This window comes from Herbidospora sp. NBRC 101105, assembly GCF_030269205.1.
In the GTDB taxonomy this organism is placed as follows: Bacteria; Actinomycetota; Actinomycetes; order Streptosporangiales; family Streptosporangiaceae; genus Herbidospora; species Herbidospora solisilvae.
On the sequence record NZ_BSSX01000003.1, the window covers coordinates 356896 to 380145 of the forward strand.

Sequence of the window (23250 nt, forward strand, 5' to 3'; positions counted from 1 at the left end):
AAAGGTTTTCGGAAATGTAGCCGCAACATACGCCCCGATCGGGGACGTGTGAAGCCCTTGCTCTGTCACAAATGCGCAGCTACCTTCTGCGGGTATACCACCACTACGGAAAAGGCTTTCGATGCAACGTATCGCCACGATCAGCGATGTGGCCCACCTGGCCGGGGTGTCGATCGCCACTGCGTCGAAGGCGCTCAACGGCAAGGACCAGGTCCGCGCCGAGACCCGGCAGCGTGTCCTGGAGGCGGCGGAGCAACTGTCGTTCAAGCCCAATCCGGCCGCCCGCAGCCTCCTGGGCGGCCCCACCCGGACCGTCGGCCTGCTGACCAGCGACAGCGTCGGCCGATTCGGCATCCCGGTGATGCTCGGAGCCGAAGACGCCTTCGGCGCCGGCGAGATGGCCGTGCTGCTCTGCGACGCGCGCGGCGACTCCATCCGCGAGCAGCACTACATCCGCACGCTGCTGGCCCGCCGGGTCGACGGCATCATCGTCGTGGGCGAGAGCACCGACTCACGCCCGTCGATCAGCCGTGACCTGGGCGTCCCGGTCGTGTACGCCTACGGCCCCTCCGACGACCCCGACGACGTGTCGTTCGTACCGGACGACCTCGAAGGCTCCCGCACGGCCATCAAGCACCTGGTCACCCTCGGCCGCCGCCGCATCGCCCACGTCACCGGCCTGGCCACCTACCAGGCGGCGCGGGAACGCGCGGAAGGCGCCGCCGACGCGCTCGCCGACGCGGGGCTGGAACCCGGCCCGGTGTTCTGGGGCCAGTGGTCGCAGCGCTGGGGCCGCCAGGCCGCCGCGATGGTGCTGCACGCCGACCCCGAGGTCGACGCGGTGTTCTGCGGCAGCGACCAGATCGCGGCCGGGTTCGTGGAGGCCGCCAGGGAACGCGGGCGGCGCATCCCCGAGGACATCGCCGTCGTCGGCTACGACAACTGGGAGGTGCTGGCCGCCGAGAGCCGCCCCCCGCTGACCACCATCGACCCCAACCTGGAGGTGCTCGGCCGCACGGCGGCCCAGCATCTGTTCGCGGCCATCGACGGCCGTGCCACCCCGGGCGTGCACCGCATGCCGGTACAGCTCGTCATCCGCGACTCCACCTGATCCTCGCACCGCCACCCGGGCGGCGCTCTGGAGATGTTAGCGCTAACATCGAGGAAAGGAACCGCTCCCGTGAAACGCCGATTAGCCGTCCTGACGCCCCTCCTGCTGTTACTCGGCCTCACCCTCCCCGCTCAGGCGGCCGCCCCCATCACCACCCAGATCTACACCGCCGACCCCGCGGCGCTCGTCGTCGGCGACACGCTCTACCTCTACACCGGCCACGACGAGGCCTCACCCACCGGCCAGAACTTCGTCATGCGCGACTGGCACGTGTACTCCTCCACCGACGCCGCCACCTTCACCGACCAGGGCGCCCGCCTGGCGCTCTCCAACTTCTCCTGGGCCGGCCTCGACGCCTGGGCGAGCGAGGTCGAACGCGGCGCCGACGGGCGCTACTACTGGTACGTCTCCGTCAACGGCAACGGCCCCGGCTGGATGAACATCGGCGTGGCCGTCGGCAATAGCCCCACCGGCCCGTTCACCGACGCCATCGGCGGCCCGCTGATCAGCGACTCCACCCCGAACTCCAGCCCGCTCAACATCGATCCGACCGTCTTCACCGACGACGACGGCCAGGTCTACATGTACTGGGGTTCCTACTACGGCCTGCGCGCGGCCCGACTGAACAGCTCGATGACCTCGCTCCAGGGTTCGGTCGTCACCCCTTCGGGGGTGTCGAACTTCTGGGAGGCGCCGTGGATGTTCAAGCGCAACGGCGTCTACTACCTGGCCTACGCGGCCAACGACTCGGGTTGCGCCAGCCCTGGCTACGCGTGTATTCGCTACGCGACCGCGTCGAACCCGCTCGGCCCGTGGACGCACCGCGGCGTCGTGCTCGACATGGTCAGCTCGACGACCAACCACCCGGCGATCATCGAGTACAAGGGCCAGTGGTACATGGTCTACCACAACGCCGCCGCGCCGGGCGGCGGCGACTTCCGCAGGTCGGTGACGCTCGACAAGCTCTACTTCAACGCCGACGGGACGATGCGGAAGGTCGTCCAGACCTCGGGCGGCACCTCGTCGAACCTGGCGGCCTCGGCGACGGCCTCCACCTCCTACGTCTCCTCGTGGGAGACCTTGAACGCCGTCAAGGACGGCTTCACGCCGACCAGTTCGGCCGACCGCTCCCACGGCGTCTACGGCAACTGGAACCAGCAGGGCACGCAGTGGGTCGAATACCGCTGGCCCACCGCGCAGACCATCTCGAAGAGCGCCGCCTACTGGTTCGACGACGACCAGGGCATCGACCTGCCGGCGTCGTGCCGGCTCCAGTACTGGAACGGCTCGTCCTACGTGAACATCGGCTCCTGCGGCGTCGCCGCCAACCAGTTCAACACGATGACCTTCCCGCAGATCTCGACCACCCGGCTCCGGCTCAACATGACCTCTCGTACCGGTTTCTCGACCGGCATGATCGAATGGACGGTGGGCGTGTGAGGTTCCTCCGCGTTTCCGCAGCTCTGGCACTGTTAGCCGGGCTGATCGTCGCAGGACCGGCCGCCTCGGCGGCGCAGACGATCGGCTTCCCCACGTTCAGCGGCGGGACCGTCCCGGCCGCACCGGTGTCCTACACGACCGGCGACATGATGCGGGCCGTGTACGACGCCGAATCCTCCGGCACCGACTTCTGGATGGACCGCCTCCTCGGCAGAACAGGCAGCGACCCGGCCGGGAACTGGCTGATGACGCGGGGCCGGGCGCTCTACATGAAGACGCACAACCCCGGCACGCTCGGCTTCTCCGGCCAGGTGGCGTACTGGGAGGCGATCGGCGGGTCCTCCGCCTTCACGGTCGCGATCACCCCGGGGACCTTCTCCGAGCAGGTCTCCCAGCGGTTCCAGGCGCCGTCGTACTGGCGCAGCGTGCACACGAGCGGGTCCCTCGTGGTGACGCAGCAGAAGTTCATCACCGACAACAACGTGGCCGTGGCGAACCTCTCGATCGTCAACAACGGCTCCTCGTCGTCGACGCTCCAGATCAGGGCCACCTCGCCTTACGCCACCAGCGGCTCGGGCAACGAGCTGACGGGGCAGGTGAACGCGTACAACAACCTGACCACGCTGTTCCCCCGGCTCAGCGGCGACAACTTCACCGTCGCCGGCGGCGGCCTGAACCGGTCGGTCACCGTGGCGCCGGGCGCGACCGTCACCGCGAAGGTCGTGATGGGCTTCGTGACCAACGAGATCCCCGAGTCGCTCACCGAGTACAACGCCTACCGGGGTTACCCGAACGCGACCGCGTTCGCGACGCACGTGCGGGCCTACAACCTGTGGTGGGCGCAGAACCTCCCGTACATCGACCTGGCCGAACCGGCGATCAAGAAGAACGTCTACTACCGCTGGTGGTTGATGCGCTACAACAACCTCGACGCGGACATCCCCGGCCAGACGTTCCAGTTCCCGGTGTCGATGGAGGGCGTGCTCGGCTACAACAACGCGATCGCGCTGACCCAGCCGATGCACATCGACGACCTGAAGTACCTCCGCACGCCGCTCTACGCCTACGGCAACTGGTTGTCGACGGGACAGACGTCCAGGAACGGCCGGTTCATGGACAACCCCGGCGACCCGGAGAACTGGTCGAACAGCTACACCCAGTACATCTCCGAGGCGGCCTGGCGGGCCTACCAGATCCACGGCGGCCAGCCGGCCATCGCGGGCGCGCTCGCCAGGTATGCCGAACGTGACGTGAAGGGCCAGCTCAGCTACTACGACACCGACGACAACAAGCTCATCGAGTACGACTGGGGCGCCCTCACCGGCAACGACGCCGACGCGGTGTCGTTCCACTGGAAGCCGGGCCGGATGGACCGCGCCGAGTCGGCCTACCAGTACAGCGGTGCGCTGGCCGCCGCCCAGGCCTACACCGCCGTCGGGAACACCGCCAAGGCCGCCGAGATGCAGACGCTCGCGACCGACATCCAGAACGCCATCGTGAACGTGCTCTGGAACCCGTCGCGCCAGCTCTTCGAGCACCGGCTGAAGTCGACGAACGAGCACGTGCCGTGGAAGGAGATCAACAACTACTACCCCTTCGCCGTGGGCGCGATCCCGAACACCGCGACCTACCGGCAGGCGCTACGGCTCTACGACGACCCCGCGCAGTATCCGATCTTCCCCTTCTACACCGCCAACCAGGTCGACAAGGCCGCCGCGGCGGCCCAGGGAGAGCCGGGGTCGAACAACTTCTCCACGATCAACTCGACCGTGCAGTTCCGCCTTTATTCGTCGGTCCTGCGCAACTACCCCAACGCGTGGATGACGGCCAACGACTACAAGAAGCTCCTGTACTGGAACACCTGGGCCCAGTACATCGGAGGCAACACCGCCTGGCCCGACGCCAACGAGTTCTGGGCCGACTGGAACGGCTCCTCGGTGCAGTACCGCTCGTGGATCCACCACAACATCCTCGGCAGCAGCAACTGGACGGTGATCGAGGACGTCGCCGGCCTGCGCCCCCGCAACGACGCGAAGGTGGAACTCTCGCCGATCAACATCGGCTGGACCCACTTCACCGTCAACAACCTGCGTTACCGCAACGCCGACCTGACCATCACCTGGGACGACCCGGCCGACGGGGTGACCCGCTACCCGGGCGTGCCGCAGGGCTACTCGATCTTCATCAACGGCACCCGCGTCGCCACGGTGAACTCCCTGGTGCCGTTCACGTGGGACCCGGCGACCGGCGCCGTGACGACGTCGGGCACCGTCGCCCACAACCAGGCCTATTCGGGCCTCCAGACGCCGTCGCAGGTGTCGTTCACGGGAGGCCGGATGGCCGACGTCCTGGCCAAGGCCGGGATCAACGTGGCCGCCGGCCTCATCCCCGCCACCGGCAGCGCCTCGACGACGGCCTCGGGCAGCAATACGGCCGGCGCGGTCGACGGCCTGCCGGTCAACGAGCCGTTCTGGGGCGGCACGGGCGCGACGACCGACTGGTACGAGCTGAACCTGGGCTCGTCGCAGCCGGTCAACGAGGTGCGGTTGTGGTTCAGGGACTCACGGCCGGCCTCGGCGACCTACCGCGCGCCGTCGGCGTACACGATCCAGTACCTGAACGGCTCGACATGGACGGCCGTGCCCTCCCAGACGAAGACACCGGCGACGCCGAGGGCGAATTACAACGTGGTCACCTTCCCGTCGGTGTCGACGGCCCGGATCCGCGTGTCGGTGACCAACGCCGGAAGCGCCAAGACAGGCCTGACCGAGATCGCCGCCTACAACCGCGGCGGCACCCCGCCCCCCGTCACCAACCTGGCCCTGTCGGCGACGCCGTCGGCGTCCTACACCTCCTCGTGGGAGTCGGTGGCCGCGCTGAACGACGGCATCCAGCCGCCGTCGTCGAACGACACCGTGAACCCGCGGTGGGGAACCTGGCCGGAGACCGGCCAGCAGTGGGCGGAACTGACCTGGCCCTCCGCCCAGACGCTCGGCCGCGCGGAGGTCTACTTCTTCGACGACGAGCAGGGCATCGACATGCCGTCGGCCTGGAAGCTCCAGTACTGGAACGGGTCGTCCTACGTCGATCTGCCGGGCACCTACGGCCTGGCGAAGAACCAGTTCAACTCCGTCTCCTTCACGCCCGTGAGCAGCACCCGCCTGAGAGTGGTGCTGACCAGCACGGGCACGGCGTCGCTCGGGCTGCTTGAGGTCAGGGCGTTCGCGAACTAGGTCCACCGGCGGGTGCCGTCACTCTCCTGGACGGCACCCGCTCTCACCTGTCCCTCAAGATGGGAGCGCTCCCGAAATGCGAACATCCATTCTGGCCGTGGCCTTCTCGGTCATGGCCGCACTGGGCGTGATCACCGCCCAGCCCGCGCAGGCGGCCGTCGCCTGCTCCGTGTCCTACGCGAAGACGTGGGACAACGGCGGCGCCTTCGGCGCCAACGTGACGATCGACAACCACGGCGATCCCCTCAGTTCGTGGACCCTGCGGTTCACCTGGCCGGGCAACCAGAAGGTCGGCCAGGGCTGGAACGGGACGTGGACCCAGTCGGGCCAGAACGTGACCGTGACCGCACCGGCATACGCGCCCGTCCTGTCCACGGGCGCGAGTGTCACGGTCGGGTTCAACGGAACCTACAGCGGGGCCAACGTCGCGCCGGGTTCTTACTCGGTCAACGGGGTGACCTGCGGCGGGCCCGGCACTCCCAGCCCCACCCCTACTTCTTCGACCGGGTGGAATCCGCCCACGAACCTCGTCACCCCGCTCAACCAGGTGTGGTCGCACGTCGAGAGCACCTACGGGAACCTCTACGGCTTCCGCAACTACGGCTGGGACCAGGTCATGGCCAACCGGGGTTACGTGAACTACTGCGTGCGCTGGGACTCCCCGGCCTCGGTGACCGCCGCGCAGCGCGACGCCATCCACGCCGCCCTGCAGCGGCAGTTCAAGAAGTGGATGGACGTCATGGCCGGGCACAACGCCTGGCCCTACACCGACGTGCCGGTGCGGGTCGTCGGCTGGGCCATCAGGGACCGGGCGCAACTCCAGTGGACCGACAACTCCGTCGACGTCTACGTGGGCGACATCCGCGAGAACGCGCCGCAGTGCGCTCCGCCGTGCGGGCGGTTCTTCAACCAGGGCGGGACGTACCCGAACTGTCCGGGCGGGGCGGCGCGGCACTACGACATGTCGTTGTGGCTGACGGCCGGGATGGGCGGCGGAGCGGGAGGTGACTGGGGGCAGCGTATGGGGTCGGAGTACTTCATGAACAACATCAACGCCTCCAACATGCACATCTTGCTGCACGAGATCGGGCATACGTTCGGGCTGGACGACTTCTACGACTGGACTCCTACGGGGGTGGGCGGGTTTCTGATGAAGGCCGGCAGCGCATCCCAGATCACGGAGTTCGACGCGTGGATGTTGCGTGACTTCTGGCGTCACGTGAAGAGCAGGTATGGGCTCTGATTAGGGAGAGGGTGCGCTCCTTCGGCCGGGCGCACCCTCATCTCGCGCCCCTCTGGATAGTCGTCGAGTTTGATCGCCTGCAGGGCGCGGGCCCTCCGAGGCGAGCTCGCGGATGGGTTCGTCTTTCTCCGTCATACCGCGAGGATTGCCCGGCTATCCATCATGAGGTTCGTTGGGTGAAGGTGCTGCGCCGTTCGAGTTCGAAGACCTGGGCGGTGGCCGCGCAGTGCGCCAACGCATACCGCCATTTTGGTCGGTGGCGCGGCGCACCATCATGGGCATGGCCATTGGCGGGAGATTGCAATGAACCGTCGAAGTCCTTCTTGTGGCCTTCGACTCGTGCAACGCCTGTCGAGCAGGCTCCCTTGCCAAAAGGTTCGCCGCCTTGATAGGGCTGTGGCGCTCCTTCGAAGATCTGAATCGCCTGAAGTGAGGACTAGCGGAAAATATCCTCTAGCCGCTCCGCCGAAATCGCGCGTTGTGCCCAGATCTCAAGTTTGTCGGGGTCGGTGCACTCGGCGATCTGCGCACGCATCTCGGCGGTCAGCACGAAACCGCGATGTTCGGCGGTGAACAGCAGCATCTTGCGGAAGGTCTCGGCCTGGCCGGCCGCGTAGTTCGTCACCGCGACGATGCTGTGGCGTTCGGGCTCGATCATCGTCATGAGAGTCTCCAGCTCCCTCTTCGCGGCCTCAGACAGACGCTTGGCCACGTACTCAACGTACACGACGGTCTTGGACGGCTCGATGGCGTTCAACGCGTGGACGACGGCTTCGAGCACGTCACGGTTGTGATCCCCGTGAACCGCGCCGGACAGCACGGCCAACTCGGGCGACTCGCGGGCGACCTTGGGGTCGGTGATCACGGGGACGGCGTCGGGGCCGATCACCAGCGGGGTCAGGGTCAGGCCGGGATGGCCGATCGGGATGGGGGCGGTGTAGCGGCGGGCGGTTTTGCGGTCAGGGGCGTACACCACCAGGGTGGTCGGGCAGCGGCGGCGGGCCCAGAGGTTGGCGACGTAGGGAAACCAGTCGTAGACCTTGTCCTTTTCGAAGCGCAGCTGGACTTCGACGATGACGGCCATGACGACCTTGTCGCCGTCGAGGAGGAGTACCACCGAATCGCAGTGGTGCTCGGTCACCTTCGTCTCGTTCAGCGCGGAGGAGTCCAGACGCAGCGAGGTGTGTTTCGGGGGATCGACTCCTAATTCGCTGAGAAATCGGGTGACGAGGGAGGGGGAATCCCGGATGAGCTCCAGGGGGACCTCGTGCTCGGTTGACACCATGGCGAGGAATTTACCTCAGCCGTATCGAACTGGCGATCGAACATTTCCCTCGAAATTCGGGCCAATCCCACCAATTCACGAGTGAAATATCACGGGCGCCCGCTAAGCCGTCTGCCCACCGTCAAGCGGAATACGGGCCCCGTTCAAATACCCCGATTCATCTCCGGCGAGGAACACCGCCATGTCGGCGACGTCCTCCACCGTCCCGATCCGCCGAGACGGGATCGCCTCCAGGTCGACATGCTCGCGGGCGGCCAGCGACATCGGCGCGTCCACGATGGGCAGCGTCAACGCGTTGGCCGTCAGCCCATAAGGCCCGTACTCGTGCGCCCATGTCTGCGTCAGGTTCTCCAGCGCCGCCTTGCTGGCGTTGTAAACGGACGCCCCCGGCCACGCCCGCGTCACCCCGATGCTGGAGATGTTCACGATCCGCCCACCGGGCTTCCTGATCAGGTACGGCACCACGTCACGCGTCACCAGGAACGCCGCCCGGAAGTTGAGCCCCACGATCCGGTCGAAGTCGTCGTCGGTCACCTGGTCGGTCACCGTGTCCCCGAAGGCGGCGGCGTTGTTGACCAGCACGTCCAGCCCGCCCTGCGCCTCGACGGCGGCGACGAGGGCGGCCCGGGTCTCGGCCGAGGTCAGGTCACCCGGCACGAACGTCGCGGCCCCGATCTCCGCGGCGATCCGTTCCCCGAGGTCGGCCCGGCGGCCGGTGAGCACCACGGTCGCCCCTTCGGCGCCGAAGCGCCGCGCGATGCCCTCGCCGATCCCCGAGGTGCCACCGGTGACGAGCGCGATCTTTCCTGAAAGTCTCATGACTCCGACGCTAGAAGCGCAGCGTTCATAAGATCAAAGACCGTTTCTCAATGCGTGGATAAGCTGAACGCATGAACTTCGAGCTGCGCCATCTGGAGGGCTTCGTCGCCCTGGCCGAGGAGCTCCACTTCGCCCGCGCGGCCGAACGCCTCCACATCGCCCAGCCGGCCCTGTCCCAGCAGATCCAGAAGCTGGAATCGGTCCTGGGCGTGCAGCTCCTCATCAGGGAGAAACGCCGCACCCGCCTCACCCATGTGGGGGAACTGTTCCTGGTCGAGGCCCGCCGCACCCTCACCCAGGCGAAGACCGCACAGGCCGTCGCCGACCGGGCCAGACGTGGTGAGTTGGGCCGGTTGAGGGTGGCGTACATGCCGACGACCTCGTCGGGCCCCTTCCTGGCCATGCTCGCCGACTTCCGCGACCGGCACGCCGGGGTCGAGGTCGACCTGCTCGAACTCCCGCTGGGCACCACGAGCCAGCCGCCGGACGTGGACGTCGCCTTCATCTCCCGGATCGGCAGCATCGACTGTCCAGAGGGCGCGATCCTCTCGGTCGAACCGTTCATCGCGGCCCTCCCGGCGAAACACCGCCTGGCGTCCCACGCGGTCATCGAGATCGCCGACCTGGCCGACGACCCGTTCGTCTTCCTCGACCTGGCCGACTGCGCCGAATGGGGCCGCACGGTCCACGACATGTGCACGACGGCCGGCTTCCGCCCCCGCGTCACCCACCGCGTCTGCCAGGTCTCCACCCAGCTCATGAGCGTCGCGGCCGGGCTGGGCGTCGCCCTGGTCCCGGCCTCGACGGAAGGCCTGCGAAGAGAGGGCGTGGCCTTCGTCCCGCTGAAGGGGCCGACTGCGAAGATCACCGGAGCGGCACTGTGGCGCGGCTCCGACTCGTCACCCGTCCTGGCGAGGTTCGTCGCGAGCCTGCGCACGGAAGACGTTCGCGGCGTGCCAGGCGAAGTAGTCCCTGCTTGAGCCGGTCCACGCCGCGACCGGGCGACCGGCCAGGCGGCGGGCGTGCTCGTTCAGGTGGGGGTGCCCGATGAGCTCCGGGCTGAGCTCGACCACGCCGTCGTCCGAGATCCCGATGTAGCCGTGCTCGTAGAGGCTGTCGCAGCCCAGCGTGCAGGCCAGCATGGCGACGTTGTCGAGGTCACGCCGCTCCCGCTCGTCACACGCGGTGCGCTTCTTGATGTGTGCCGCCACGAGGAGGCGTTCCGGCAACTCGGCGCCGCACAGGGCGCACTGCGACGCGCCCCGGGCCAGCAGCAGACGGCGCAGCACATGCTGTTCGCCACGTCGCAGGACCACTACGTCATAGCCCAGCTTGCCGGTGTAGGCGGTGCGCCGGCGCGCCTCGACCGCCAGTGCCGTCGTGCCGAGGCCGACGGCTGTCAGCAGAGGTCGCTCGTCGGTGCCGTCGAAGTGGTCGAGCAGCAGCCGGTCGACGGCGGTGCTCACGGCCAGCCGGGAACCGGTGAACAGCTGGTGGCTCTCCTCGGTCAGGCCGCCCGTGGTCTCGGGGTGGGCGTTGAGCCATCTCAGCCGGGGGTCACCGTGCTTTCCCTTGGCAGGCGGGGTCGCCGACAGCTCCCATAATCCGCTTCCGGCCAGGGCGAGGAACGGCAGGTGGGCGTTCTTGGGGGAGTCGGTCGGGTGGCCGAAGTCGTCGATCAGGGATGTGATCGCGGTCCGCGCCTCCCGCCAGGGGACCTGGCGCGCCTTTCCCTCCACGGCGCGGCCGATCGCCCACAACAGCGTGAGGGGCTGGTGGCGCTTGGTGGTGCCGTCGGGAGAACGCTGGACGTTCAGCGCGTCGAGCGACAGGAGCATCTTCTCGACCGGGCTTTCCACGTCTCCGGACAGGTCTCTGGCCAGCAGCTCAGGGGTGTATCCCGGCACCGCGACCCGCAGTCGCAGGCGTTTGCGTTCGTTGCCCGACTTCCTGGCGTCCGGATGCATGCCGATCCGGCCCTGCTTCCTGGTCAGGAGCAGACGGATCTCCTCGTCACTCGCCGTCGTGGTCGCGAGCGGCAGCGGCGTGTCGATCAGCCGCCGGTCGGCCTCGTTCAGCGAGGCGGTCTGCGCCGAGTCGACGAGTGCGTCCTCGATCACCGCGCCGAGTTCTCTGAGCCGGGAGATGAGCAGGACGAGCGCCCGGGTGTAGTCGGAGTTCCGGGATGCGCCGGTCTTCGTCTTCCCGCCGGCGCTCTCAAGGATGATCGCCAGGAGATCGCCGTCCTGCTCCACCGACCAGGCGGCGTTCAGTACGGTTCCGTCGAGCTCCGTCAGCTGCATGGGAGTCGATTTTCCCGGAAAGGGCCGTGCGGCGAAATGCCACACGGCCCTTTCGTGTACTAGCGGCGAGGTCTGGGCTGGACGTGCGGCGGGCCCGCGAACACCAGATCAGACTTGATCGAGTTGTAGGCCCGCTTCGGCTGGTAGTTCTCGTCGTACAGCGTCGCCAGGCCCTCCGGCGGGTCGGTGAACCACGTCGGCACCCACGAGTGCTTGTCCGTGAAGCCCCACACCGTGTACGACAGGCAGTTCCGGTTCAGCAGGCACGCCTGCAGCAGCACGCTGAAGTTCGACGCCGACGCCTGCAGGCGCGGGTTGATCTCGTTGGAGTCCCCGGCCTGCACCCCGGCCGTCATCTGGCTCCGCACGTCGACCTCGGTGAACGCCGACACCATGCCGAGGTCCGAGAACGCGTCCAGGACCTCCTTCACCTGGAAGGCGTCGAAGTTCCCGTACTGCGTCCCCAGGTGCCCCTGGGAGCCGAAGCCGTCGATCGGCACGCCCTGGGCGCGCAGGTTCTTGATCAGGTTGTAGATGAACCACACCTTGTCGGAGGGGCCCCGGTCGCCGAAGGCCTCCATGTTGTAGTCGTTGTAGAAGAGCAGCGCGTGGGGGTCGGCGGCGCGGGCCCAGCGGAAGGCGTCGGCGATGTAGGTCGGGCCGAGGTTCTGGGCCCAGAAGCCCTTCAGATGGATCTCCGACGGGCTGTCCCACGGGTCGCTGGCGGCCTCGTTGACGACGTCCCACTGCCAGATCTTGCCCTTGTAGCGTTTCACGACGGTCGTGATGTGCTTCTTGAGCAGGTCGCGCAGCTCGGTCTTGGAGATCGTGCCGTTGGCGACGCCCTCGGTCAGCCACGCCGGGAGCTGGTTGTGCCACACGAGCACGTGCCCGCGGACCTTCTGGTTGTTCTTCTTCGCGAAGTCGATCAACGCGTCGGCGGGGCCCCAGTTGTAGGTGCCGCGTGTGGGTTCGAGGCTCTCCCACTTCATGGCGTTCTCGTGGGTGACGCTGCTGAACTGCTGGGTGGCGATGGCCTTGTACTGGGGTTCGGCCAGGGCGTCGTTGCTGATGGCGGTGCCGATCGCCAGGTTGTGCCGGGCGGCCAGGGCCTTCAGGCTCTGGTCCTGTACGGCCGGAGGCCGGCCGTTGGCCGACACGGGTCCCTGGCTGAGCACAGCCACGAGTCCGAGCGCCGTGGCCGCGATGACCACCAGTCGTCTCATCGAACTCTCTCCTTTGGGGGGTCAGGCTCCAAAATGTTTCGGAGATGTTCCGAAACCGGATGCTAACCGTGTCGGGCAAAGTGAGAAAGACCCAGTTTGAAACGCCGAAAAGTTTCGATGGTATTGACAGCCGGGGCGTTTGTTAAACTAGGCGGCAGGTCGAGAGGCGCTGCAACGGGCTGGTCAACGCCCGCCACGCTCGGCTGGAACCACCCCGACAAGGTCGCCTCTTCCATCGTTCGGAGGAGGCTCAGTGGATCTTCGTCAGCTGCTCGCCGACCGGGTCGCGGTGCTCGACGGCGCCTGGGGAACCATGCTCCAGGGCGCCGGGCTCACCCCCGCCGACTATGGCGACGAGCGCTATGCGGGCGACCCCGACATGCTCAACGTGACCCGGCCCGACGTGATCCTCGACGTCCACCGGCAATATCTCGCCGCCGGCGCCGACATCACCACGACCAACACCTTCACCGCGACCAGCTTCGGGCAGGCCGACTACGGCGCCGAGCAGTACGTGCGGGAGCAGAACCTCCAGGGCGCGCGGCTGGCGCGGCAGGCGGCCGACGAGTTCGGCGGGCGGTTCGTCGCCGGCTCGGTCGGGCCTCTTAACGTCACGCTCTCGCTCTCGCCGAAGGTCGACGACCCGGCCTACCGGGCGGTCACGTTCGACCAGGTCAAGGCGGCCTACGTCGAGCAGATCGCGGCGCTCGCCGAGGGCGGGGTCGACCTGCTGCTGATCGAGACGATCTTCGACACGCTCAACTGCAAGGCGGCCATCGCCGCCGCCCGCGAGGTCGCGCCGCAGCTGCCGCTGTGGATCTCGGTCACCATCGTCGACCTGAGCGGGCGCACCCTCTCCGGGCAGACCGTCGAGGCCTTCTGGCGGTCGATCGAGGCCGCCGAACCGCTGGTCGTCGGGGTCAACTGCTCGCTGGGCGCGACCGAGATGCGGCCCCACGTGGCCGAGCTCTCGAAGATCGCGGGGGTGTACGTCGCCAGCCACCCCAACGCCGGCCTGCCCAACGCGTTCGGCGGCTACGACCAGACGCCCGAGGAGACCGGCGCGCTGCTCGGCGAGTTCGCCCGGCAGGGCATGGTCAACATCGCCGGCGGGTGCTGCGGCACCACCCCGGCCCACATCGCCAAGATCGCCGAGGCCGTGAAGGGCCTCAAGCCGCGTGTGGTGCCCACTCCCGAGAAGGCCACCCGGTTCTCCGGTCTTGAGCCGTTCGCGATCGGGCCCGACACCGGGTTCGTGATGATCGGCGAGCGCACCAACGTGACCGGTTCGGCCAAGTTCCGGCGGCTCATCGAGGGCAACGACCACCAGGCGGCCGTCGACGTCGCGCTGGAGCAGGTGCGCGGCGGCGCCAACCTGCTCGACGTCAACATGGACGCCGACCTGCTCGACAGCGAGCAGGCCATGACGACCTTCCTCAACCTGATCGCGACCGAGCCCGAGGTGGCCCGGGTGCCGATCATGGTCGACAGCTCGAAGTGGTCGGTGCTCGAAGCCGGGCTCAAGTGCGTCCAGGGCAAGGGCGTGGTCAACTCGATCAGCCTGAAGGAGGGCGAGGAGGTCTTCCTCGACCACGCCCGGCAGATCAAGAACTACGGCGCCGGCGTCGTCGTGATGGCCTTCGACGAGCAGGGCCAGGCCGACACGACCGAGCGCAAGGTCGCGATCTGCGCCCGCGCCTACGACCTGCTCACCCAGCGGGCCGGGTTCGCGGCCGAGGACATCATCTTCGACCCCAACGTGCTGGCCGTGGCGACCGGCATCAGCGAGCACAACGCGTACGCGAAGAACTTCATCGACGCCCTCCCGCTGATCAAGGAACGCTGTCCCGGGGTCCGGATCAGCGGCGGCATCTCGAACCTGTCGTTCTCCTTCCGGGGCAACGACGTCGTCCGCGAGGCCATGCACTCGGCGTTCCTGTTCCACGCCGTCAAGGCGGGGCTCGACATGGGCATCGTCAACGCCGGGCAGCTCGCCGTCTACCAGGACATCCCCGCCGAGCTGCTGGAACTCGTCGAAGACGTGATCTTCGACCGGCGTGAGGACGCCACCGACCGGCTCGTCTCCTACGCCGAGACGGTCAAGGGCAGCGGCACCGCCCGGACCGTCGACCTCTCCTGGCGCGAGGCGCCGGTCGAGGAGCGGCTCGCGCACGCGCTCGTCCACGGCATCGTCGACTTCATCGTCGAGGACACCGAGGAGGCGCGGCAGAAGTCGGCCCGGCCGCTCGACGTCATCGAGGGGCCGCTGATGGACGGCATGAAGATCGTCGGCGACCTCTTCGGCAGCGGCAAGATGTTCCTGCCGCAGGTCGTGAAAAGCGCCCGGGTGATGAAGCGCTCGGTCGCCTACCTCGAACCGTTCATGGAGCAGGACAAGTCCGAGACCGGCCAGGGCACGGTGGTGCTGGCGACGGTGAAGGGCGACGTCCACGACATCGGCAAGAACATCGTCGGGGTCGTGCTGGGCTGCAACAACTACAAGGTCATCGACCTGGGCGTGATGGTCCCGGCGGCCAAGATCCTCGAAGTCGCCGAGGCCGAGGGCGCCGACGTGATCGGCCTTTCCGGCCTGATCACGCCCTCGCTCGACGAGATGGTGTCGGTGGCCGCCGAGATGTCCCAGCGCGGCATGTCCACGCCGCTGCTGATCGGCGGCGCGACCACCTCCAAGCAGCACACCGCGGTCCGCATCGCGCCCGCCTACGACGCCCTCACCCTCCACGTGCTCGACGCCTCGCGCGTCGTCGGCGTGGTGTCCGACCTGCTCGACCCGGCGCGGGCCAAGGAACTGGCGATCAGGTCCAAGGCCGACCAGGCCCGGCTGCGCGAGCAGCACGAGACCCGCATCCGGCAGCCGCTGCTGTCGCTGAGCAAGATCCGGGCCAACCGCACCGCCGTCTCCTACGACGACCTGCCGGTCCCCGAGTTCACCGGGGTGCGCCGGGTGAGCCCCTCGATCGCCGAGCTGCGCGAGTTCGTCGACTGGCAGTTCCTCGGCCTGGCCTGGGGCCTCAAGGGCAAGTACCCCGCGATCCTGGAGCGGCCCGAGGCGCGCGAACTCTACGACGACGCGTTCGCCATGCTCGACCAGATCATCGCCGACGGCTCCTTCCGGGCCGAAGGGGTCTACGGCTTCTGGCCGGCCCACTCCGAGGGCGACGACATCGTCATCGGCGACCGCCGGTTCCCGATGTTGCGGCAGCAGACCCAGAAGCCCGAAGGACGCCCCAACCGGTGCCTGGCCGACTGGGTGGCCCCTGAGGGCGATCACATGGGCGGCTTCGCCGTGGCCATCCAGGGCGCCGAGGCCCTGTCGGCCCGCTACGAGGCCGACAACGACGACTACAAGTCGATCATGGTGAAGGCGCTGGCCGACCGCCTGGCCGAGGCGTTCGCCGAGTGGATCCACCTCAAGGCCCGCCGCGAGTGGTTCGAGCCCGGCGCCGAGCCCGCGCTCGAAGACCTGCACGCCGAGAAGTTCCGCGGCATCCGCCCGGCGCTCGGCTACCCGGCCACCCCCGACCACAGTGAGAAGCGCGACCTGTTCGAGCTGCTCGGGGCCGACGAGGTGGGCATCGGCCTGACCGAGTCCTACGCGATGACCCCGGCGGCGGCGGTCAGCGGCCTGATCCTGCAGCACCCCGACGCCCGCTACTTCACGGTCGGCCGCCTCGACAAGGACCAGATCCACGACTACGCCGCCCGGCGGGGCATGCCGGTCGACGAGGTGGAGCGCTGGTTGCGCCCCAACCTCGCCTACGAGCCCTAAAGAGCCCCGAAGGCCTTTGACGGCCGCCGAGGTGCCGGTTCGGGCACCTCGGCGGCCGTCGCTCAGGCCGTGGCCGGGCCGGGCGTCGCGGATGGTTCACTCATCCGCGTGCTTCATGGGGAACGAGTGGTGCTCGTGGGCGATCTGCCACGCCCCGTCGATCTTCTTGAGCCCGAAGGTGAGACGCAGCCGCGCCGGGCCGTCGTCGGCGGCGTCGGCGCAGCGGGCCAGGGCGTAGGCGAACGCCACGTCGGTCCCTTCGACGACGTCGAGCGACTCGAGCTCGAAGACCGCGCCCGAGCGCTGCCACTCGAAGAACTCGGGCCAGGTGGCCCGGTAGGCGTCGAGGCCGTAGACCCCCTCGTAGGGAGGGGGCACGTCGAACATGGCGACGTCGTCGGTGTGGTGGGCGGTGACCTGCTCCAGGTCGCCCTCGTGGGCCGCGCGGGCCCAGGTCTCGATCAGCTTGCGGATGTCATCCATACCCCTACAACCCGCAGAACTTCACGAATTCGTCGCCGATGAACGAGACGACCGAGGATATTTTGGCGCCACGGAAGACGAGGATGTCGAGGCTGGCGGGAAGCTCCACGCCGTCGTCGATCACGTAGGTGACCCAGACCTTCGGCGAGGCGGTCGGCACGAACCGCCAGCCGTACTGGAGCGGCCCGTCGGCCAGGAACTTCCGGATCTCCGCGTGGCCGTGGTAACGCTCGTCGAACGGCGGCATCGTGAACCTGGCGTCGTCGGTGAGCATCGAGACGATCGCCTCCAGGTCGCCGGCGGTCCAGGCCTCGGCGTAGCGGGCGGCGGCCTCCCGCTGGCCCTCCTCGCCGAGCGAGTCCTGTTCGGCCAGGACCGCCCGTGCCCGCCTGACCGCGCTGTGCACGGCGGCAGGCGAGGTCCCGAGCATGTCGGCGGCCTCACGGGCCGAATAGCCGAGCACGTCGCGCAGCAGCAGCGCGGCCCGCTGCGTCGGGGTCAGGTGGTGGATGGCGGCCACGAAGGCCAGCTCGACGCTCTCCCGGACGAGCACCTGCGCCTCGGCGCTGTCGACGAACATCGGGGGGCCGAGCTCGACCGGCTTCTTCCGCTGCCCGATGAGGGTCAGCGCCCGGTTGGTCGCGATCTTGTAGAGCCAGGGCCGCAACGAGCCCTCGAACCCGTCGAGGTTGCGCCAGGCCCGCTGGAGGGTCTCCTGTACGGCGTCCTCGGCGTCGTCCATGGAGCCGAGCAGGCGGTAGCAGTGGGCCCGTAACTCGTCGCGGTAGCCGGCGACTTCCTCGAAAGACGTCACCCCGCCGATTCTGCCGAACCGGCGGGGTGAGAGACGGGCGTCAGTCGCCCAGGTTGATCCCTCCGAGGACCTTCGGCGCGAAGCTGAAGTCGGCGTCCTCCAGGTCCAGCACGTACTTCTCGGCCGGAGCGTCGATCCAGACCTTCTTGCCCCAGTTGGTCAGGTGGGTGTCGGAGGCCAGCACGACCTTCTGGGTGCTCTTCGCGCTGGGCGACTCGAGCTCGTCACGGGTCGTGATGCGGCGGATCAGGCCGTCCTTCGTGCCGATGTACAACTTCCAGTTGGTCGTCCACAACAACGGATAGTCGGGCAGGCCGAGGTCGAGCTTGATCTTGCCGGCGTAGACCGTGGTCGCCACCCCGTCGACGACGCCGCCCGGCTTCTTCGACGTCGTCGTCTTCAGCAGCGTGCGCAGCTCCTGGGGCGACAGGACGTTGACGGCCGTGCTGCCCAGCCCCGACGCGTTGCCCTTGCCCTTGACGCGGAGCCAGCTCTTGCCCGGGGGCATGTCGAAGAGGTCGACGAGCCCGCCGCTCAGGTAGGTCGCGCCCTTGAGGTTGATCGTCTGGGACGAGGCGTCGGGGAGCTCGCCGAACAGGTCGGTGAACTCCTTCGGCAGCTCACCGTCGGCGGAGCTGGTGGCGATGGTGTTGCTCGCCGTCACCCGCGAGCGGCCGAACTGCAGGTCGCCGTAGGTCCGGCTCTTGAATCCCAGCGAAGGGGTCAGCTTGCTGACCGAGTTGAAGTGGACGCCGCGGGCGCTCGTGAGTTGCGCCGCCAGCGCCGCCACCGGATCTGCCGCCTTGGCCTGCGCCGCCCCCGTGGTCAGCGCGGTCACCATGACGAACGCCGCGGCGGTCGCGATTAATCGCCTCATTGTTGTGTGCCACCCCGTTGGTTGTGATGTGCCGGTAACCCTGTCCTATCCGGACAGGGTTATCAAGCGGACGTTACGAAATCGGTTCCATTAGTTAGTCGAGGTGACGAATCGCTGGTCAGGGGCGTAAATCCAGACCTGCTTGCCCCATTCCGAGAGATGGGTGTCGCGGACCGTGCGGTCTTTTCCATCCTTTTTCGCCGTGTCACTCGTGACCCGCCGAATCAGACCGTCACCGCCGATCCAGACTTTCCAGTCCGTCACACGGGTCTTCCCGCGTATGCGGCCTTCGTAGACCGTCGTCGACACCCCGTCGAGGACGCCCCCAGCGGATTTCTTCTTCGCCGATTTCAGCAGTGCACCGATCTCCGCCACCGAGAGCGCGTGGACGGCGGGGTCGTCGAGCCCCGCGGCCGTCACGTCGCGCTTCAGCTTCCATCCGCCGTTGTCGTCGTCGTGGTAGACGTCGTCGCCGACCCAGATGGTCTCGCTGATGTTCTCGTGCCGCTCTTCCTGCGTGGCGGTGGGTCCGAGGACCCGCTCCACGATGGCGCGGTTGGCCTTCACCCGGGACCATCCGAACTGGAGGTCACCGTAGATCTTGTAGGTGGCGTCGTCGGTTCTCTGCACCGTCTCGTAGTGCACCCCGTGGGCGCTTTCGAGTCTGGCCGCGAGTGCCTGGAGGGGGTCGGCGGGCGCGGCGGCGGCCGGGGTGGCGAGAACCGTGCCCACCATGGCCGCACTCCCGGCGAATGCGATTAATCGCCTCATGGCGGACAGCGTATTGGTGCGAAGTCCTCAGGTGTTGAACTTCCTGACCGTTATCACGAAACCTTCACATCAGACGCCGTCGCCGAGGTCGGTGAGCACGTCGCGCAGCAGGTCGGCGAGGGCGCGCAGGCGTTCGGGCGGGACGGGCGACAGCAGCTCCCGATGGGCCTTGGTGGTCTCCAGCGCGAGCTGTTCCGACTTGGCCACGCCTTCGGGGGTGAGCCGGACCCACGACGACCGGCCGTCGGCCGGATCGGGTTCGCGGTCGACCAGCCCGGCCGACTGGAGCCGCTGGAGGATGTTGCTGGTGCCGCCCGTGGTGAGCATCAGGTGGTTCGCCAGGCCGCTCGGTTTGAGGCGGTAGGGCGGGCCCTCGCGGCGCAGGGTGGCGAGCACGTCGAAGTCGGCGTAGGTGAGGCCGTGGGCGCCCAGGACGCGGGCGGTGACCTCCTCGATCATGCCCTTCAGCCGGGCCGACCGTTTGACGATCTCCAGTTCGGTCGTGGCGGCCTCGGGGAGCTCGGCCCGCCACCTGGTGATCATCTCGTCCACACGATCCATGGCTTGAGTCTAGATGCCTTGCCTGATAGCTTTCTAAAAAGCTTTCTCGAAAGGAATCTCGTCATGCGCACCCTCATCACCAACGCGACCCTGCTCGACACCGACCCGGAGCCCCGCGTCGTCGACGGCGACCTGCTCATCGAAGACGGGCGCATCGCCGCCGTCGGCCGCGGCCTGAGCGCCGACCACGTCGTCGACGCGGAGCGGGCGATCGTCATGCCCGGCCTGGTCGACGCCCACAGACATGTCTGGCAGAGCGTGCTGAGATCGCTGAACCCCGACGCGACGCTCGGCGAATACCTCGACCTCGTGCTCGGCCGGCTCGGGCCCTCCTTCACCGAGGACGACGTCCACGCCGCCAACCACTGGGGCGCGCTCGACGCCCTCGACGCCGGCATCACCACCCTGTACGACTGGTCGCACGTCCCCCACCCCGAGGCGGCGCTCGACGGGCTGGCGAAAGCGGGCGTGCGGGCCGTGTTCGCCCACCCCGACCGCGAGGCGCTGACCCGGCTCCGCCCTCCGGCGCACGTCACCCTGGCCCTGGCCGCCACCGGTCCCGTCTACGGGCCGGTCGAGGAGGCCGTACAGGACTGGAAGACGGCTCGTGAGATGGGCCTGCACATCAGCCTGCACGCCACGGGGACGGGCGCGGTGGAGAGCATGCACCGGCACGGGCTGCTCGGGCCCGACGTGATGGTCGTGCACGGCAACGGCTTCACCGACCAGGCCCTGCGCATGATGGCCGACGCGGGCGCCACCGCCACGGTCACCCCGGCCGTGGAGGCCCAGATGGGGCACGGCGCCGCGGAGACCACCAGGTTCCGGGCCAGTGGGATCGCGACCGGGCTCGGGGTCGACACCGTCGTCACCGTGCCCGGAGACCTGTTCTCGGTCATGCGGGCCGCGCTGCCGGGCACCCCGGCGGCCGAGGTGCTGAAGATGGCGACCATCGAAGGCGCCCGCGCCATCGGGCTCGACCGGGAGATCGGCTCGCTCACGCCCGGCAAGCACGCCGACCTGGTCATGATCTCCACCGACACGCCCGGAATGGCGCCGGTGGGCGACCCGGTGCGAGCGGTCGTGGGGTCGGCGGGCCGGGCCGACGTGCGGGCCGTCTTCGTGTCGGGCCGCCGGGTCGAGACGACCTCGGCGCGGGCCAGGGAGCGGGCCGAGGAGGTCAGGGCCCGGCTGACCGCCTAGGAGTGGCCGCCGTGCTCGGCCGTCTCGACGTGCCCGCCGAGGCGGGGGACCAGCCCGGTCAGCTCCTTCTCCGGGCCGACGACGACCCAGCGGGTGCCGACGAGGTAGGTGCCGCCGTAGGCCTGGGCGCCCTTCAGCCAGTCGGTCTGGTTCTTGTCGGCCGCGAAGGTCAGCACCACCGACTGGTAGGTCGGGGCGGCACACATCGCCTGGCGCATGTCGGGCTGCTTGCCCTGGATCTCCGGCGTGCAGCCGATGACGCCGGTGATCTCCTCCAGGGTGTGCGCCGGGGCGACCGCGTGGTGGCCGGTGGCCTGGGACTCAGCGCCCCCGATGGCCCACCAGATCACGGGGATCGCCGCCAGCGCGAGGATCGGCAGCGTCCAGCGTCTGGTCACGACTAGCGGCATGACCGTCCTCCTTCTTCGGTGAGAGCCGCGCCGTCGCGACGGCGACGGCCGCGATCGCGGCGTAGATCAGGGCGCCGAGCCACTGGTCGCCCACGGGCAACCAGGTGATGTCGCCGAGCTGCGAATACCAGCCCCGGCCCTGGTCGGGGCCGAACAGCAGATAGAGGGCGACCAGCGCCTGGGTCCCGGCCATGACCGGCCAGATCCCGCTGCAGAGGGTCGTGTACGCCGCCACGGCCAGCCCCAGCAGCACGAGCAGCCGGACCGCCTGCACCGACTGCGACAACTCGAACAGCGGCGTGGTGAACAGGGCAAGCGAGGGCACCGTCGCGGTCACCAGGCCCACCCAGGCCGGTGGCCGCCACGGCCGCCACGCCATCGCCAGCATCGCCGGGACCAGCACGCCCACGATCGCCCACTGCACGAGCTGCGCCGACACCATCGCGCGGGCGTAGGTGCCCAGGCCGCCCACGGTCGCGTAGGCGAACAGGGCCAAGCCCGCCGCCCACATGACGGGACGCCGCCGGTCGGACCAGCGGAAGTAGGCCGCGCAGGCGAGCGCGACGGCCAGCAGCAGGATCGGGTCGGGCCGCCATTCGGTGACGAACCGTCCGGGGGCCAGGATCGGCAGGTAGAAGCCGAGCACGCCGTGGGCCGGCGACTCCCCGGGCGGCGGCGGGGTGCGCGAGAGCGCCACGGCCAGACCCATCGTGGCGGCCATCAGCACGACCTCCCCGGCGGCCAGCCGCAGGAAGGGACGCCTGGTGGTGGTGAGGGCCGCGATGGTGCGGGTCCGGTGGCGTAGGCCGAACCACCCCAGCGCGCCCATCGCGGCCAGCTTGAGGAGGACGAGAACGCCGTACTCCGACGTCCAGAGCAGCTCCACCCGGCCCAGCCGCACCCACGCGTTCAGCAGGCCCGACAGGGCGACCGTGACGTAGCACCACAGGGCGAGCGTGCTGAACCGCTCGACCGCCCTGACCGGCGCGTCCCGCATGAACACGAGCAGCCCGAACAGCCCGCCGACCCACAGGACGACCCCGCCGAGGTGGACGAGCAGGCTCGACACCGCGAAGTCGTGGTCGACGGCCGAGGCGGAGTGGCCCGCGTAGGCGGGCGGCAGCACCGCGGCCACCGCCACGGCGAGCAGCACCCACGGCCGCCCCCGCGCCACGAGGCTCAGGAGGACGATCGCGAGCGCCAGGACGTACACGACCAGGAACGACAGGCCCTGTGGGACGTACAGGACGAAGGTCGAGAGCATGCCCGACCGCAGCGCTTCGAGCACCGGCGCGCCGACGAAGTCCGACAGCGTGAGCAGCACGGTCGCCGCCGCGCTGCCCGCCCACGCCAGCGCCCAGCGGGGGACCGCCCGCGCCACGACGTCCTTCTCGCCCAGCAGCACCGCCGCCAGCAGCGACCCGACCGTGCCGACCGCGCACAGGTCGTGGACCAGCCGCATGATCGGCAGCCCCCACGTGGTGAAGGCGCCCGGCGACGGGAGCCCCCGGATGGCGGGCAGGTCACGCGGCCCGCCGAACAACTGGACGAGCACGAGGGCGCCCAGCCCCGCGGCCAGGGCCAGCGCGCACACGAGCACGGGTCGCCTCACGCCCGGAGATACGCCGCCCGGCGCGATCGGGTTCGGCCAACAAAAAGGTAACAATGTGCGATGCCTGCC

Annotated in this window: 18 protein-coding genes; 7 read left to right on the plus strand and 11 right to left on the minus strand. The window is 68.7% G+C overall.

All coding sequences use genetic code 11. The annotated features are described in order from the left end of the window. The first annotated feature begins 121 nt into the window (after positions 1-121). The 4 genes from QSK34_RS15545 (at position 122) to QSK34_RS15560 (ending at position 7027) form a co-directional block, all read left to right on the plus strand. Positions 122-1111, plus strand: a complete 990-nt coding sequence (locus QSK34_RS15545; protein ID WP_285584698.1) for a LacI family DNA-binding transcriptional regulator — start codon at positions 122-124, stop codon at positions 1109-1111. Positions 1112-1180: 69 nt separating this feature from the next. Next, positions 1181-2551, plus strand: a complete 1371-nt coding sequence (locus tag QSK34_RS15550) for a glycoside hydrolase family 43 protein (protein WP_285584700.1) — start codon at positions 1181-1183, stop codon at positions 2549-2551. Continuing rightward, entirely contained in the window at positions 2548-5784 is a 3237-nt protein-coding gene (locus QSK34_RS15555) for a discoidin domain-containing protein (protein ID WP_285584703.1), read from the plus strand. The genes QSK34_RS15550 and QSK34_RS15555 overlap by 4 nt, the downstream gene beginning before the upstream one ends. 76 nt (positions 5785-5860) lie before the next feature. After that, a complete protein-coding gene (locus QSK34_RS15560; protein ID WP_285584705.1) occupies positions 5861-7027 on the plus strand; it encodes a cellulose binding domain-containing protein in 1167 nt (388 codons plus the stop codon). A 436-nt stretch (positions 7028-7463) separates the two neighbouring features. Here QSK34_RS15560 and QSK34_RS15565 read toward each other — a convergent pair whose 3' ends face one another. Both QSK34_RS15565 and QSK34_RS15570 read right to left on the minus strand, forming a co-directional pair. After that, positions 7464-8312 carry a hypothetical protein gene (locus QSK34_RS15565; RefSeq protein WP_285584706.1) on the minus strand — a complete coding sequence of 283 codons (849 nt, stop codon included), beginning with the start codon at positions 8310-8312 and terminating at the stop codon, positions 7464-7466. 102 nt (positions 8313-8414) lie between these two features. Continuing rightward, on the minus strand, positions 8415-9131 hold the full coding sequence (locus QSK34_RS15570) for an SDR family NAD(P)-dependent oxidoreductase (protein WP_285584708.1): 717 nt from the start codon (positions 9129-9131) through the stop codon (positions 8415-8417). Between the two features lie 71 nt (positions 9132-9202). On the opposite strand from QSK34_RS15570, the gene QSK34_RS15575 reads away from it, so the two are divergent. Further along, on the plus strand, positions 9203-10111 hold the full coding sequence (locus QSK34_RS15575; RefSeq protein WP_285584710.1) for a LysR substrate-binding domain-containing protein: 909 nt from the start codon (positions 9203-9205) through the stop codon (positions 10109-10111). Here the strand turns inward: QSK34_RS15575 and QSK34_RS15580 are convergent. Further along, a complete protein-coding gene (locus QSK34_RS15580; RefSeq protein ID WP_285584712.1) occupies positions 10031-11434 on the minus strand; it encodes a phosphorothioated DNA-binding restriction endonuclease family protein in 1404 nt (467 codons plus the stop codon). The two genes, QSK34_RS15575 and QSK34_RS15580, sit on opposite strands and share 81 nt — an antisense overlap. Positions 11435-11493: 59 nt before the next feature. Next, a complete protein-coding gene (locus QSK34_RS15585) occupies positions 11494-12660 on the minus strand; it encodes an endo-1,4-beta-xylanase (protein WP_161480919.1) in 1167 nt (388 codons plus the stop codon). 253 nt (positions 12661-12913) lie between these two features. Here QSK34_RS15585 and metH point away from each other — a divergent pair, with 253 nt between their 5' ends. After that, positions 12914-16450 carry a methionine synthase gene (gene metH, locus QSK34_RS15590; protein ID WP_285584714.1) on the plus strand — a complete coding sequence of 1179 codons (3537 nt, stop codon included), beginning with the start codon at positions 12914-12916 and terminating at the stop codon, positions 16448-16450. Positions 16451-16546: 96 nt separating this feature from the next. On the opposite strand, the gene QSK34_RS15595 is transcribed toward metH, so the two are convergent. The 5 genes from QSK34_RS15595 to QSK34_RS15615 all read right to left on the minus strand — a co-directional run bounded on the left by QSK34_RS15595 (position 16547) and on the right by QSK34_RS15615 (position 19956). Further along, a complete protein-coding gene (locus tag QSK34_RS15595) occupies positions 16547-16933 on the minus strand; it encodes a nuclear transport factor 2 family protein (protein ID WP_285584716.1) in 387 nt (128 codons plus the stop codon). 4 nt (positions 16934-16937) lie between these two features. Beyond that, positions 16938-17747: a sigma-70 family RNA polymerase sigma factor gene (locus QSK34_RS15600; RefSeq protein ID WP_285584718.1), complete on the minus strand. Its 810-nt coding sequence runs from the start codon at positions 17745-17747 to the stop codon at positions 16938-16940. 40 nt (positions 17748-17787) lie between these two features. Then, positions 17788-18624 carry a hypothetical protein gene (locus QSK34_RS15605; RefSeq protein ID WP_285584720.1) on the minus strand — a complete coding sequence of 279 codons (837 nt, stop codon included), beginning with the start codon at positions 18622-18624 and terminating at the stop codon, positions 17788-17790. Between the two features lie 90 nt (positions 18625-18714). After that, complete coding sequence (locus QSK34_RS15610; protein WP_285584722.1) at positions 18715-19395, minus strand: hypothetical protein; 681 nt, start codon at positions 19393-19395, stop codon at positions 18715-18717. A gap of 69 nt (positions 19396-19464) precedes the next feature. After that, on the minus strand, positions 19465-19956 hold the full coding sequence (locus tag QSK34_RS15615) for a MarR family winged helix-turn-helix transcriptional regulator (protein ID WP_161480924.1): 492 nt from the start codon (positions 19954-19956) through the stop codon (positions 19465-19467). Positions 19957-20019: 63 nt separating this feature from the next. Between QSK34_RS15615 and QSK34_RS15620 the strand changes: the two genes are divergently transcribed. After that, positions 20020-21159 (plus strand): amidohydrolase family protein, encoded by a 1140-nt coding sequence (locus tag QSK34_RS15620; RefSeq protein WP_285584725.1) that lies wholly within the window; start codon positions 20020-20022, stop codon positions 21157-21159. Here the strand turns inward: QSK34_RS15620 and QSK34_RS15625 are convergent. Both QSK34_RS15625 and QSK34_RS15630 read right to left on the minus strand, forming a co-directional pair. After that, the gene (locus QSK34_RS15625) at positions 21156-21569 is read right to left on the minus strand and encodes a hypothetical protein (protein ID WP_161480926.1); all 414 of its coding nucleotides are present in this window, start codon (positions 21567-21569) and stop codon (positions 21156-21158) included. The genes QSK34_RS15620 and QSK34_RS15625 overlap by 4 nt on opposite strands. Beyond that, on the minus strand, positions 21481-23181 hold the full coding sequence (locus QSK34_RS15630) for a CopD family protein (RefSeq protein WP_285584728.1): 1701 nt from the start codon (positions 23179-23181) through the stop codon (positions 21481-21483). Before QSK34_RS15630 ends, QSK34_RS15625 begins: the two co-directional genes overlap by 89 nt. Between the last annotated feature and the right edge of the window lie 69 nt (positions 23182-23250).

What these genes read in the sequence shown, in the direction of transcription:
- QSK34_RS15620 (WP_285584725.1), top strand. Translation starts at nt 20,020, where the DNA reads ATGCGCACCCTCATCACCAACGCGACCCTGCTCGACACCGACCCGGAG.
- QSK34_RS15585 (WP_161480919.1), bottom strand. Translation starts at nt 12,660, where the DNA reads ATGAGACGACTGGTGGTCATCGCGGCCACGGCGCTCGGACTCGTGGCT.
- QSK34_RS15610 (WP_285584722.1), bottom strand. Translation starts at nt 19,395, where the DNA reads ATGAGGCGATTAATCGCATTCGCCGGGAGTGCGGCCATGGTGGGCACG.
- QSK34_RS15565 (WP_285584706.1), bottom strand. Translation starts at nt 8,312, where the DNA reads ATGGTGTCAACCGAGCACGAGGTCCCCCTGGAGCTCATCCGGGATTCC.
- QSK34_RS15625 (WP_161480926.1), bottom strand. Translation starts at nt 21,569, where the DNA reads ATGCCGCTAGTCGTGACCAGACGCTGGACGCTGCCGATCCTCGCGCTG.
- QSK34_RS15595 (WP_285584716.1), bottom strand. Translation starts at nt 16,933, where the DNA reads ATGGATGACATCCGCAAGCTGATCGAGACCTGGGCCCGCGCGGCCCAC.
- QSK34_RS15615 (WP_161480924.1), bottom strand. Translation starts at nt 19,956, where the DNA reads ATGGATCGTGTGGACGAGATGATCACCAGGTGGCGGGCCGAGCTCCCC.
- QSK34_RS15605 (WP_285584720.1), bottom strand. Translation starts at nt 18,624, where the DNA reads ATGAGGCGATTAATCGCGACCGCCGCGGCGTTCGTCATGGTGACCGCG.
- QSK34_RS15575 (WP_285584710.1), top strand. Translation starts at nt 9,203, where the DNA reads ATGAACTTCGAGCTGCGCCATCTGGAGGGCTTCGTCGCCCTGGCCGAG.
- QSK34_RS15545 (WP_285584698.1), top strand. Translation starts at nt 122, where the DNA reads ATGCAACGTATCGCCACGATCAGCGATGTGGCCCACCTGGCCGGGGTG.
- QSK34_RS15560 (WP_285584705.1), top strand. Translation starts at nt 5,861, where the DNA reads ATGCGAACATCCATTCTGGCCGTGGCCTTCTCGGTCATGGCCGCACTG.
- QSK34_RS15580 (WP_285584712.1), bottom strand. Translation starts at nt 11,434, where the DNA reads ATGCAGCTGACGGAGCTCGACGGAACCGTACTGAACGCCGCCTGGTCG.
- QSK34_RS15570 (WP_285584708.1), bottom strand. Translation starts at nt 9,131, where the DNA reads ATGAGACTTTCAGGAAAGATCGCGCTCGTCACCGGTGGCACCTCGGGG.